The sequence below is a fragment of the Sharpea azabuensis DSM 18934 genome (genome assembly GCF_000702165.1).
Taxonomy (GTDB): Bacteria; Bacillota_I; Bacilli_A; order Erysipelotrichales; family Coprobacillaceae; genus Sharpea; species Sharpea azabuensis.
The window spans coordinates 1-12,578 of record NZ_JNKU01000058.1 but is presented as its reverse complement, the minus strand read 5'-3'; the positions used below and the strand labels follow the sequence as shown (position 1 = coordinate 12,578).

Genomic DNA, 12,578 nt, shown 5'->3' with positions numbered 1-12,578 from the left:
CTGAACGACCATATCTTTGAATTCTTTTGAGTAAGATGAATTTCTTTCTTTAGGCTTGAGAGCTTCTTGCCCGTTAGCTTTATAGAGATTCGACCATTCACGTATTCTGTTGTCACCATTTTTCCCCATATCTAATTCAAAGGCAATATCAACTGCTGATTTCTTTCCTGACTGATAATCCAGTACAGCCTGAAGTTTCTGTTCAAATGTATATTTTGCTTTTCTTCCCATAATAAAACCCCCTAAAAGCAGGGCAGTACATTTTGTGTATTTGTACTGTCTACCTTTAGGGGATCATATCATTGTTTGCACCAATCCGCCCTTTTCTCTTTTTCGGGATTATATGGCACAACTAATTAAATACGATAAGAACTTTTTAATTATTGGAAATCTTAATGCAGTAAAGTATAAAGAGATATTACCTTTGTTTCTAACTGATAAAGTATGGCTCGGTTACAACAGCGGACATTATTGGTTCAAAGTTCCTGACAGCTACGAAGTTAAGAAAACAGACTTCAAGGTTGATGAAGCTGGTCAAAAATGGCGTCGCATGGGTAATATTTGCTGGTATACGAACCTTGATACAGAGAAGCGACATGAGGATATGACCCTGTTTAGAAATTATTCACCAAAAGCTTATCCGAAATATGATAATTATGACGCTATTGAAGTACCAAAAACTGCAGATATACCCTGTGATTATTACGGCGTCATTGGCGTTCCGATTACATTTATGACAAAATACAATCCTGACCAATTTGAAATAGTTGGTGTTCTTAACAGTGGTAGCGCAAACGAATATGATTTTGCAAAGGCAATCTTAAACGGAAAACAACTGTACGCCCGTATACTAATAAGGCGTAGAAAGGTAGAGAAGCAGAAATGAAAATTGAATTGCATGAAATTCCTGTCCGTGAGGTGACAAACGGCTATATTGACAGCGCCGATAACGGCGTTGTGGGTTATGGCGGAAAGCTGAACATTCGTCCTGCTTTTCAGCGTGAATTCATCTACAAAGACAAGCAACGTAATGAAGTCATAAATACAGTTATAAAAGGCTTTCCACTGAATGTCATGTATTGGGTGAAAAGTGACAATGGCAGCTATGAGCTTCTTGACGGACAACAGCGAACAATCAGCATAGCGCAGTATGTAAACGGAGACTTTTCAGTCAATCACTTGGGTTTTGATAACTTAACCGACACAGAACGTGAACAAATACTAAACTATAAATTGATGATATATATTTGTGAAGGAACCGACAAAGAAAAACTTGACTGGTTCAAGATTATCAATATTGCAGGTGAACAACTTACACCACAGGAATTACGTAATGCAATATATACCAGTGAATGGTTGACAGAAGCAAAGAAGTATTTCAGTAAAAACGGTTGCCCTGCACACGCTATTGCAAGCGATTATTTAAAAGGTACCGCAATCCGTCAGGACTATCTTGAAACTGCTATCAGGTGGATATCTGCTCGTGACGGAATTGAAATTGAAGATTACATGGCGAAGCATCAACATGATCCGAATTGTAATGAATTATGGCTATACTTTCAAAATGTAATTAATTGGGTAAAGGTAATCTTCCCAAAATATCGTAAGGAAATGAAAGGCCTTGACTGGGGTGTCTACTATAATAAATACAGTCAAACCAATTATGACCCTAAAACCCTTGAAAGCAAAATTGTTGAGCTTATGCAGGACGATGATGTAACAAAAAAATCAGGTATTTATGAATATCTGCTTGATGGTGCAGAAAAGCATTTAAACTTACGTACATTCACTCAAAGCATGGCACGATCAGCATATGAACGACAAAAAGGAATATGCCCTATATGCAGTCAGCATTTTGAAATCACAGAAATGCAAGCAGACCATATAACCCCATGGAGTAAAGGTGGCAAAACAACCCCAGAAAACTGTCAAATGCTCTGTGCTGATTGTAACCGACGAAAGAGCAACATATAAATCAGTGTCTGAAAAATAATTACTATCATGCAAGAGCACTAATAATGCAGTATAATTTTAAAGAGAATCCAAAGAAGCCTTGCTCTAGAAACGGATTCTCTTTTCATTTTATCTAATTAATATAAAACAACCTTTTTCATGGAAACTAGCCGAAAAAGGACTGTCTTTAGACTCGATGCATTACCCCATTCATATAAATGAAACGTAAATAATTTTACTGAGAACAATAAAAGATATTGGTATTTTGCTTCACAAAAAACGAATTATGCCAATATCTATTCTTTTCGCCATTAATCTGCTATTAATAATCGTACTAATAAATTATTAAATCTTAACAAAGTTGTTAGTCCAACTTATCCTTAGTACATTTTTATAATTCTCTTATTAAAACATATCAAAAAAACAGCTTAAATAAAAATTATGTTGTCCCTTTATCCCGGCAGTAGGTAAAATTTATAATATATGAACGATATTCCTATTTCACTCAAATCTTTTAATTTTCCAATGTTTCGCACCTTATCTTCAGGATTGCTAGAACGCATGAAAAAGTATTGTAATAAAAGGCTTCATAATAGATAGTCCATATTATTGTCATTGTGGGCGTTCTCATTACTGACATCAGTTCATTAAGTTCAGTAAATAAAACAGTAAGCAATTTACAAACATTACGATATCTGATGAAAAACGAAAGAAATATTCATAATTCTCAATCTCAATTTTTAAAGCCAAAACAATCACTCCGCATATCGTTTTTTCCACCTGATTTACTAAAAGGTACAAGTACAATATATGATCAAAAAATACTTCTCCTCATTGATTTGCAGCAAAGATACAGCAGATAATTGAAAATTTCATAGGCTTCTAATTTTTCGTCAGTAAACCATAGATTCAACTTTTGTAATATTTCTTTAAAGTATCTCTATAAGTTAATGTCATAGCAATTATTCCGTCGAAGTGTGTTTTTAGTTCCTTAGACTTAGTTGTATTACATATAGAACACGAACACATCCCATCTATCGTGATGCTAGTTCAACGTACTGCTCGATGAAATTTTCCTAGTGACCATATTACATTATGTGTCAGTTTAACTTTTTCTTCAGAGTATTAAATTTATGTTTACGCTCCTCTTCTTCTAACTCCATGAAAGCAAGTAAACACATCTGATAGACTTCGTCATACCATTTTTCCAATTCTTCCTCCTTCATAGATGAAATAAGACGCTTATAGTTACTTGAATTATCGGGATCAATATTATTATGTCGAATATTCAGATTATTAAATGCAAAGAAAATATCATTGCATAAATTCCCGTTTATTCCATTCAACTCTTTCCTTTTTGGTTCGAGTAAATCAGCTAGGTGTAAAAGAATAACCTTTTTCTTATTTAAATTACCACGCAAAGAATAATGATTATACTCTAGAACTTTGTAAGACAATTCTTTTGGAATCATTGGACTTTCAGATACTGAAATTGCTGCTGAAGATTTTTCCACGTAAACTATTAAGCCATCATCTTCAACAGGCATATATCCTATATTATCTATGACTAGACGAATCTGATTTTGTAAAAGATTTATATTAATATATTGATAACGAAGACGTCTAGTTCGTTCTACCTCTTGAATGCCCACCAACATATTTTGAAAATATTCACAAAATGACACCAGGTAAACTACATCGAAATCTTTTGGCTCTTTTTCAAAATGAAATCCATACTTTTTATCAAATTCAGATAACGATAGACATGTCCCACGAAAACTGAAATAACAAAAGATTTCCTCAATCATATCATGGAGAGATTTATCTCCTTCTATTATATATTTTCCGAACATTAATGAATAAAGCTTATTATATTCATCTTTTATATTTATTTTGCCCTCTCTGAGGACATCAGCAAAAGTACGTCTCATTTATACCTCAATTTCTCCTAATTATAAAGTATTATTGTATTACTTACTGGCATTCCTTTTCTACTCATATATTCTATAGAACTAATGAATAGACCACATTTTCCACATGATGAACAATACAAGAGAATCCTAGATAAAGATTCAATAATTATTTACACTTATATTTAGCATAGTTTTCTATGAAAAATACACTATTATTTGAAGCCATCATCAGTGTACATTCATTGAAGAAATACTCGCAGATTCTTCCAACGACTTCCCCACATGAACCACCAAGATCATTATAATTTAAAATCCATAGTTTTTTACCCGAAGATTATCTAAAAATAATGTATTCTTTTGAAAAAATCCTACAATACGATATGACTCTTCCTCAACCAACTCCATTGTATGATTAATTTCCTCACCAAGACTGATCAACAAGAAATTATTTTCTAACATTATCTGAGATAAATGAAGATTTAGAAAATAAAGATAATAAATTTCCCTCGGTAGAAAGAGAGAACTCTTTTCAAAAAATATTATTTCATAAGCCAGCTTCTAACCTTATAATCTACAAAATATCAGTTTCAACACTATAAAGCGACTGTATAAATACTGAAGAAAAAGCAGTCGCAAAACATGCACACTCAGTTTGCTGGAATGTTAATTGTGATCCTGAGTACAAAGTAGATTAGCCGATTCTAAAAGATTAGATTCTAAATTTCTATCCATTTTTCCTCTTTTTATTTACATAAAAATTAAATCTAGTTATCGTAGAATTAATCTTACGGATAATAGAATATTTCCTCAGACTTATGAACCATGTTTCAAGAAAATCATACTATAGTGGATGGGATATTAATAAAAAGCAATGAGTTGTCTATTATTTTATCAATAGATTATAACTACCGATAAACGATTTTATTCTTTCTACAAGTAATATTTCACAATCATCTTCAATTGCTAACTATATCGCTTGTACTATGTAGATAAAAGTATAGCACTTAGGTTTCATATTTTATAGTGGTTTTTCATTCTGATGATTTGTATCTATTAAGTATATTTAATCATTTTATTATTTATAAATCAATTCCTAAGTTGAAATAATGTAATCTGGAGTAAAATCTCACAAACCAAAGTAGAAAAATTAACCAATTTTATATTTACTTCGCACTAATTGCATTTATCTTAATCTTGTTATTATGAATGCATTTTAAAAAAGTGTAGCAGGATTAACCTACTACACCTTTTATAGTTTATGGAATACTGGCTGCATATGATCAAAGGTTGTGATTTCTTCAAAGCCAATTTCGTCTTTTAGTATTGCATAGGCATCTTTGATATGATCAGCGAGATATTTTGTTGAATGGGCATCCGAGCCAACCGTAATAATCTTTCCACCAAGATCCTTATAGAGTTTAAGAATCTTACGGCTAGGCTGTGTATCGGTTAGGCCATAGTGCCATGAAGATGTATTCACTTCAATACCTTTATCATCGTTAATAGCCTGTTTTAAGATTTCCGCAATAAGATCTTCCACTTTTTCAAATGGATAAATACCCTTCTTGTCATAACGTGCAAGTAAGTCTAAGTGAGCAAGAACAGAATAATTCTTAAAGAGCTTCATTGTCTTAAGAATTTCACGGTAATATTCCTCGTTGTATTCTTGTTGGGTTTTTCCTATCTGGAAGTCCTGTGTCCAGAATTCTAAGTTGTTAACCTGATGCATGGAGAAGAGCACAAAGTCTAGCTGATCCTGATAACGATCATAAAGCTTCTTATAGTCATCAACAGTAATTGACTGAATGCCAAACTCAAGACCTGAACGAATGGTGATGGCTTTGCCATAAGTTACACGCATTCTTAAGAGTTTGGCGAAGTATTCTGGATAATTGACATTGGCAAGAGGTTCCATTGAATCCTGACGCCAAGCAATGCCTCTAGGGTCATCCCAGTCACGTTTAATACCATAGTCAACATGGTCAGTAAAACATATTTCATTTAAGCCTAAAGAGATAGCTTGTTGGATTTGGTTATCCATCGATTCTCTTGAATCATCTGAAAATTCACTATGAAGGTGATAATCTGCATACATAATATGACCTCACTTATGCAAGAAATAATGCGACAATAATGGGAATAGTTATTATTGAAATAGTTGTAGTAATAAAGACTGACTTGGCTGCTAGTTCATTGTTACCGCCATATAAGTTAGTAAAGAGAACAGCCGAATTTCCTACCGGCATAGCAATACAGATCAGAGTCACTCCTAATATGAGTGGGTCTTTAATTACGCTTGATAAAAGATAGTAGGCAATAATAGGAAGAATGAGTTGTTTGAGGAGGGTGTAGGGATAAAGTTTGAATTCATCAAAGACTGTCTTAAATGGAATTCGTGCAAGTGTTGCGCCAATAATCATCATGGCAAGAGGCGTGGTGATATCTCCCACGGTTGTAATAGTATGGGTGATGACATGAGGGGCATGAAAATGGGCTAAATAGATGATTAAGGCAAGAATGCATGAATAGGTTGCCGGTGACATGATTTTTTGCCAAGTAACCTCTATCTTCGCTTCACTACCCATATTAATGATATAGAGTCCATAGGTATAGACGGACATATTGAAGACCATGTTGAAGACGGTTGTATAGAAAATTGCAGCATCACCAAAGATACTCTTCATGACTGGAAAGCCAATAAAACCAATATTGGAGAAGGTTGTCATAAAGACATAGAGTCCCATGTCTTGTTGAGGTACTTTCAGCATTTTAGCAATCAAATATCCTGCAACAGGTAAGAGTAAGAATGTTGCAATCGCAATCAAGAAGACATAACCGACTGTTGAAAGTAATGCATATTTTGTGATTGAAAGAGCATTGCCGACAACCATACAAGGAATGGTGACATAGAGGACGAGTTTATTGAGATTGTTGTTGAATGTATCATCAATAATATGAATTTTATAAAGGAAATAGCCAAGAAATAAGAGGATAAAGAGTTCAGCCATCTGACTGATTATCACTTGCATACTCATAACTATTCGTCTTTTAAAATACTTGCACCATTTGTCTCAATAACTTCTTTGTACCAATCATAAGATTTCTTTTTACTTCTCTTATATGTGCCATGTCCATAATCATCAACATCGACATAAATAAAGCCATAACGTTTACTCATCTGATTTGTGGAATTGGAAATAAGATCAATGGGTGCCCATGTTGTATAGCCCATCAGATCAACACCATCATCGTGAATCGCATGCCACATTTGTATAATATGAGACTTCAGATAATCAATGCGATAATCATCATTAATTGCCCCATCTTCTTCAACAACATCCTTAGCGCCTAATCCATTCTCTACGACAAAGAGCGGTTTACGATAACGATCAGCCAAGTCAATAAGAGAGATACGTAAACCAATAGGATCAATCTGCCAGCCCCAGTCACTTGAAGGAATATAGGGATTCTTAATTGCGGTAACGGTATTGCCAGTTGTCATTTCTAAGCCATTATTATCATGAGCAACACAGCTTGATGAATAATAAGAGAAACTGATGAAATCGACTGGATAAGCTTTCATGATTTTAAGATCTTCATCTGTCATTTTAATATGCCAGCCCTTATTCCTATATTTCGTTAATAAGTATTTTGGATATTCACCAAATACCTGTGTATCACTATAGCAGTAAATGCTTCTCATACGTTCTCTTTCTTCTAAGACATCTTCTGGTTTACAGCTATAGGGATAATAAGTAAGCTTTGTCAACATGCAGCCAACCTTGGCATCAGGAATATTCTCATGCGTTATTTTGACAGCTAGTGCACTTGCGACAAACTGATGATGCATCGCCTGATATTCCACTTCTTCAAACTCTTCTTTCTTGAATCGTGATTCGATAAGACCACCAGTCATAAAAGGATGACGAATGATGGAATCGACTTCATTGAATGTCAGCCAGTATTTAACTTTTGAAGCATAACGTTTCGTAATGACATCAACATAATGGACAAAGAAGTCAATAACTTTACGGTTATACCAGCCATTATATTCTGTCGCAATAGCTAGTGGTGGTTCATAATGTGACATTGTGACCAAAGGCTGCATATTGTATTTGAGGCATTCATCAAATACCGCGTCATAGAATTTCAAGCCTTCTTCATTAGGTTCCTGCTCATCCCCACGTGGGAAGATACGGCTCCAGGCAATGGACATACGGTAGACCTTAAAGCCCATTCCAGCTAGTAACTTGATATCTTCTTTATAATGATGATAGAAATCAATACCATGTCTTTTTGGATAATAGACTTCATCATCAGTAGCCATAGCTTCTTTAATATCTTCATCCGTAATATCAGTAAGACCATGGACATCTAGTAATTCTTTCATGCTTTTGGGATCAGTGAATTTAGCAACATCGGATACTGATGGTCCTTTGCCACCTTCTTTCCATCCACCTTCAAATTGGTTGGCAGCCGTTGCACCACCCCATAAAAATCCTTCAGGAAATTGATTCATACAAAAATACCTCCATGTCTTTTATTATAATGAAAGAGGGACTAGATATGATCTTTTTTCATAATTCGCAAAAAAAGCCATGTGTTTCCACATGACTAAATATCTTCAATGACACCCATGAGTTCAAGAATACGGTTGAGATCTTTAACATCTGTATATTTTATTGTGATGGCCTTATCTTCAACCTTTACACGTGTTCCATATTTCTTACGAATTAATCCTTCAGCATATGTATACTGTGCATTCTTTTCTTTTTTAGGCGTATTTTTTCGTGCTTGAGAGAGTTTTACGCCTTTGACAATATCTTCTACCTGGCGAACACTTAAGCCTTCGTCAATTGTTCTTTTCGCAATCTTCAGGGCTGTTTCTTCTTTAAGGCCGATTAATGGTCTTACATGTCCCATTGATAATGTTCCATCAAGGACATATTGTTGTAGTTGTTCGGGCATATTGAGCAAGCGCAAAGTATTGGCCACATGTGCTCTTGATTTTCCAACTCTTTTAGCGAGTTCTTCCTGTGTAAGATTGAGTTTCTCCATCATTGCTTTATAAGCCTGAGCTTCTTCAATCGCATTCAGATCTTCACGCTGTATGTTTTCAAGCAGCGCAATTTCCATCATCTGATCATCAGTAAACTCTACGATAATAGCTGGAATTTCCTTCAATCCTGCAATTTTGCTGGCACGCCATCTTCTTTCACCAGCAACAATATCATAACCCTGAATAGATTTCTTTAAGAGGATAGGCTGGAAAACGCCATGTTCTTTAATAGAGGCGGCTAATTCGTTAAGTGCTTCTTCATCAAAATGTTTTCTTGGCTGATAAGGATTAGGACGTATCTCATCTACCGCAATCATATTTTGGGCCATTTCAGGTGCTTTCTTTTCAATCGCATCAATCATGCTTGTCAAATCAGTACCTGCTGATCCATTTTGAAAGATTGCATCAAGACCTTTTCCTAATCCACTTTTCTTCTTAGGCATTTCTCTTCACCACTTCCTTTGCAAGCTGATCATATGCTTTCGCACCACCTGAACGTGGATCATAGTCAAAAATATTGAGACCTTCGGAAGGTGCTTCAGAAAGCTTAATATTTCTTGGAATTACTGTGTTGTAAACTTTTTCTTTGAAATATTTGCGTACTTCCTGTGTGACTTCAACGCCTAAGTTTGTACGATTATCCAACATCGTGAGGAGAACACCTTCGATTGTAAGATCTTTATTAAAGACAGATTGTGTCAATAAGATTGTATTTAATAACTGTGTTAAACCTTCTAGGGCATAATACTCACATTGTACAGGTATGAGAACTGAGTTAGCAGCTGTTAAAGCATTTGTATTCAGCAACCCTAATGCAGGAGGACAATCAATGATAATATATTCATAGTTTTCGCGCGCATTTCTAAGGGCATCTTTTAAACGCTGTTCACGACCATGTGTTACAGTTGAAAGCTGAACCTCAACACCTGCTAAGTCGATACTTGCCGGAGCTATATCCAAATTTGGTACATTTGTAGGTATAATGACATCTTCAATAGGTACTTGGTCAATAAGCACATCATATGTAGAACGTTCTAAAGCACCACGGTTCACACCAATACCCTGTGTTGCATTTGCCTGAGGGTCAACATCAATCAATAAGACCTTCTTTTTCATATATGCCAGTGCTGCACAAAGATTGACACTTGTTGTGGTTTTACCAACCCCACCTTTTTGATTTGTGATTGCGATTACTTTTCCCATTGTTTTACCTCCACTCTTAAAAGGAGGTTGACTCCTTTTAGCGTTCAATTCTCATGCCTACTTTTTCCCCAAGTAAGACTTTTGTTTCATTATGATTTTTTGAATTTTTAATAATATCATCATCTACTTTAAGAATACCCGGTTTAAATAATAATACAATTGTACTACCACCGAACTCAAAATATCCTTTTTCATCACCACGTTTAAATGTAGAAACAGGATGATTAGTAATCTTTCCTACCATCATTGCACCAACTTCCATCATCACAACATTATCAAAATGTGATGTATGAAGCAGACTATAACTACGACTATTTGTCTTATAAATAGGATAATAATCATTAGCGACAGGATTGACGGTATGAAAGATACCAGGTATATAATGATCTTCTTCTTTCCACCCATCATCAAAGAAATGATAACGATGATAATCATCAACAGTTAATCTAAAGATCAGTGCTTGACCACCTTTAAATGTATCACTAATTGATGGTGACATGAAGAGATCATCTAATTTATATTGCGTATCTTTGATAGTAAGAATGGTATTTGTATCAATAGGATGTACTGATAGTTTACCATCACATGGTGATATTAAGATTTGATCATCTTGAATGATTGTTCGCTGATTCTCTTTGATTTTTCTTGTAAAGAAATCATTGAAATCATGATAATCTTTTTCTTCATATTGACTCATGTCAATATTATTCAGTTTGATAAATTTCTTAATACGGCCTTTAGAGAGTGCAGATGACATATAGACACCACCACACTTCGTTACAAAAGGAAGAGTCATCACCTTAAGTGCTCCTCTTCCGATTACTGATCCATATAGTTTTTTTAAGAATATATCTTGTGATTCATTATAGTTAAACTTTGAACCATCTCTTAATAATATACTCATTAACGTCCCATCCTTACATATCCATTAATTACTAATACTGCAAGTAAGATTGCACCAGCACCGATCATGGCTAAAATACCCTTTAAGCCTGGTTTTGGAACTTTAAAGTCAAGGACAAATAAGAAACCAACAACACCTAATCCAAAGAAATAAATCTGTTGAACAACATGAATAGGGAACCATACTGTCAAACAATAAATCATTGGGAATATTAGTGATGATGATGTTACTGGTAAGCCTTGATAGAATTTTCGTTTTTCTGTTGTTTGTTGCTGTCTTGTTTCTTCAACAACATTGAAATATCCTAAACGTATAACTGCACCTAAGGTATAAATTGCAAAGAGCAGGAAGCACCAAGGTTCTGTAAATCCCATACTATAAGCAATTAAAGCTGGAAATACACCAAAAGATACAAGATCAACCAATGAATCTATCTGTATGCCAAACTTTTTCTCTTCATCCGTTCGATCTTTTTTACTTCTTGCGACAATACCATCGAAAGAATCAAAGAAGCCGCACATCATAAGACAAAATAACGCTAATACATAATTCTGTGAAAATGCGAAATGTGTTCCTAATAAGGCACTTAATAAACTCATATATGTTAGGATAACTGTATAATTATAGAAACCAATCATATATTCTCTCCTCTTCACTCATAACAAAGGCATTATATCACGATTAAATTTATTTTTATAGTCTTATGTGAATTGCGATGAATATACAGCATATTTCTTAATTTTCTTTATTTTCATACAATCTTTATGATAGTGTGTATAACGAGGTGAATAAAAATGAGTACATTATTTCATAAAGTATCTTTAAATCAATTTGCATTGGCATATAAGGATAATAACGTAGAAAAAATCTATAACGATATTAAGCTCCCACAAAGGGCTACAAAAGGCTCAGCAGGCTATGATTTCTTTGCACCATTTGACTTTACTCTAAAGCCAAATGAAACAATCACAATACCTACTGGCATCCGTTGTGAAATGGATGAAAATAGGGTACTAATGATCTTCCCAAGAAGCGGATTAGGATTTAAATATCGCATGCAGCTTAATAATACTGTAGGAATTATTGATTCTGATTATTTTTACTCAGATAACGAAGGACATATTTTTATTAAAATAACAAACAATACTAATGAAGATAAGGTTATAGAAGTAAAAAAAGGACAAGGATTTGCCCAAGGTCTATTTATGCAATATTTTCTTACTGATGACGATGATGCATCAGCTATAAGAAATGGTGGATTTGGATCAACTACAAAATAGATTGAAATTGAGAATAGCGTAAGCTATTCCTTTTCATTATTCCGGGCAAAAGAAAAAGGACCTTCCGGTCCTCTCGCTACCTGGCGGAGCGCTATTGTCGCACTTGCGCACTATCGTCGCCGCTGCGGCGCTTAACTTCTGTGTTCGGGATGGGTACAGGTGTGCCCGCCGCGCCATCTCCACCAGATTCCGAGGGTCATCCCTCAAAGCCGGACGCATTACTCTCTCCTCACTCTTGTGGCCAGGTCCTCGGCCTATTAGTGCCG

The 12,578-nt window shown here is 34.8% G+C and carries 12 protein-coding genes and 1 rRNA gene; 3 read left to right on the top strand and 10 right to left on the bottom strand.

Translation table 11 applies throughout. The features are described 5' to 3' along the window. Positions 1-231 (bottom strand): hypothetical protein (locus T529_RS0110635; protein WP_033163592.1); only part of this gene is annotated, 231 nt, incomplete at its 3' end. A 34-nt stretch (positions 232-265) separates the two neighbouring features. Here T529_RS0110635 and T529_RS0110630 point away from each other — a divergent pair. Continuing rightward, positions 266-886: an adenine-specific methyltransferase EcoRI family protein gene (locus T529_RS0110630; RefSeq protein WP_202962299.1), complete on the top strand. Its 621-nt coding sequence runs from the start codon at positions 266-268 to the stop codon at positions 884-886. Further along, the gene (locus tag T529_RS0110625) at positions 883-1,974 is read left to right on the top strand and encodes a GmrSD restriction endonuclease domain-containing protein (RefSeq protein WP_033163591.1); all 1,092 of its coding nucleotides are present in this window, start codon (positions 883-885) and stop codon (positions 1,972-1,974) included. The genes T529_RS0110630 and T529_RS0110625 overlap by 4 nt, the downstream gene beginning before the upstream one ends. Positions 1,975-3,053: 1,079 nt before the next feature. Here the strand turns inward: T529_RS0110625 and T529_RS0110620 are convergent. The 8 genes from T529_RS0110620 to T529_RS0110585 form a co-directional block, all read right to left on the bottom strand. Next, entirely contained in the window at positions 3,054-3,884 is an 831-nt protein-coding gene (locus T529_RS0110620) for a hypothetical protein (RefSeq protein ID WP_033163590.1), read from the bottom strand. Positions 3,885-5,115: 1,231 nt separating this feature from the next. After that, entirely contained in the window at positions 5,116-5,961 is an 846-nt protein-coding gene (locus T529_RS0110615) for a histidinol-phosphatase HisJ family protein (RefSeq protein ID WP_033163589.1), read from the bottom strand. A 13-nt stretch (positions 5,962-5,974) separates the two neighbouring features. Next, positions 5,975-6,901 (bottom strand): AEC family transporter, encoded by a 927-nt coding sequence (locus T529_RS0110610; RefSeq protein WP_033163588.1) that lies wholly within the window; start codon positions 6,899-6,901, stop codon positions 5,975-5,977. A 2-nt stretch (positions 6,902-6,903) separates the two neighbouring features. Continuing rightward, positions 6,904-8,385: a glycoside hydrolase family 1 protein gene (locus T529_RS0110605; RefSeq protein ID WP_033163587.1), complete on the bottom strand. Its 1,482-nt coding sequence runs from the start codon at positions 8,383-8,385 to the stop codon at positions 6,904-6,906. A gap of 95 nt (positions 8,386-8,480) precedes the next feature. Next, positions 8,481-9,368, bottom strand: a complete 888-nt coding sequence (locus T529_RS0110600; protein WP_033163586.1) for a ParB/RepB/Spo0J family partition protein — start codon at positions 9,366-9,368, stop codon at positions 8,481-8,483. Next, complete coding sequence (locus T529_RS0110595) at positions 9,361-10,128, bottom strand: ParA family protein (protein WP_033163585.1); 768 nt, start codon at positions 10,126-10,128, stop codon at positions 9,361-9,363. The genes T529_RS0110600 and T529_RS0110595 overlap by 8 nt, the downstream gene beginning before the upstream one ends. Before the next feature lie 37 nt (positions 10,129-10,165). Beyond that, entirely contained in the window at positions 10,166-11,032 is an 867-nt protein-coding gene (locus T529_RS0110590) for a phosphatidylserine decarboxylase (RefSeq protein WP_033163584.1), read from the bottom strand. Next, positions 11,032-11,670 (bottom strand): CDP-alcohol phosphatidyltransferase family protein, encoded by a 639-nt coding sequence (locus tag T529_RS0110585; RefSeq protein ID WP_033163583.1) that lies wholly within the window; start codon positions 11,668-11,670, stop codon positions 11,032-11,034. The genes T529_RS0110590 and T529_RS0110585 overlap by 1 nt, the downstream gene beginning before the upstream one ends. A 156-nt stretch (positions 11,671-11,826) precedes the next feature. On the opposite strand from T529_RS0110585, the gene T529_RS0110580 reads away from it, so the two are divergent. Beyond that, positions 11,827-12,312 carry a dUTP diphosphatase gene (locus T529_RS0110580; protein WP_033163582.1) on the top strand — a complete coding sequence of 162 codons (486 nt, stop codon included), beginning with the start codon at positions 11,827-11,829 and terminating at the stop codon, positions 12,310-12,312. 78 nt (positions 12,313-12,390) lie between these two features. Here T529_RS0110580 and rrf read toward each other — a convergent pair. Further along, positions 12,391-12,499: ribosomal RNA gene (gene rrf / locus T529_RS0110575) — 5S ribosomal RNA — on the bottom strand. Positions 12,500-12,578: the final 79 nt, after the last annotated feature.

What these genes read in the sequence shown, in the direction of transcription:
- T529_RS0110625 (WP_033163591.1), top strand. Translation starts at nt 883, where the DNA reads ATGAAAATTGAATTGCATGAAATTCCTGTCCGTGAGGTGACAAACGGC.
- T529_RS0110620 (WP_033163590.1), bottom strand. Translation starts at nt 3,884, where the DNA reads ATGAGACGTACTTTTGCTGATGTCCTCAGAGAGGGCAAAATAAATATA.
- T529_RS0110615 (WP_033163589.1), bottom strand. Translation starts at nt 5,961, where the DNA reads ATGTATGCAGATTATCACCTTCATAGTGAATTTTCAGATGATTCAAGA.
- T529_RS0110610 (WP_033163588.1), bottom strand. Translation starts at nt 6,901, where the DNA reads ATGAGTATGCAAGTGATAATCAGTCAGATGGCTGAACTCTTTATCCTC.
- T529_RS0110605 (WP_033163587.1), bottom strand. Translation starts at nt 8,385, where the DNA reads ATGAATCAATTTCCTGAAGGATTTTTATGGGGTGGTGCAACGGCTGCC.
- T529_RS0110600 (WP_033163586.1), bottom strand. Translation starts at nt 9,368, where the DNA reads ATGCCTAAGAAGAAAAGTGGATTAGGAAAAGGTCTTGATGCAATCTTT.
- T529_RS0110595 (WP_033163585.1), bottom strand. Translation starts at nt 10,128, where the DNA reads ATGGGAAAAGTAATCGCAATCACAAATCAAAAAGGTGGGGTTGGTAAA.
- T529_RS0110590 (WP_033163584.1), bottom strand. Translation starts at nt 11,032, where the DNA reads ATGAGTATATTATTAAGAGATGGTTCAAAGTTTAACTATAATGAATCA.
- T529_RS0110585 (WP_033163583.1), bottom strand. Translation starts at nt 11,670, where the DNA reads ATGATTGGTTTCTATAATTATACAGTTATCCTAACATATATGAGTTTA.
- T529_RS0110580 (WP_033163582.1), top strand. Translation starts at nt 11,827, where the DNA reads ATGAGTACATTATTTCATAAAGTATCTTTAAATCAATTTGCATTGGCA.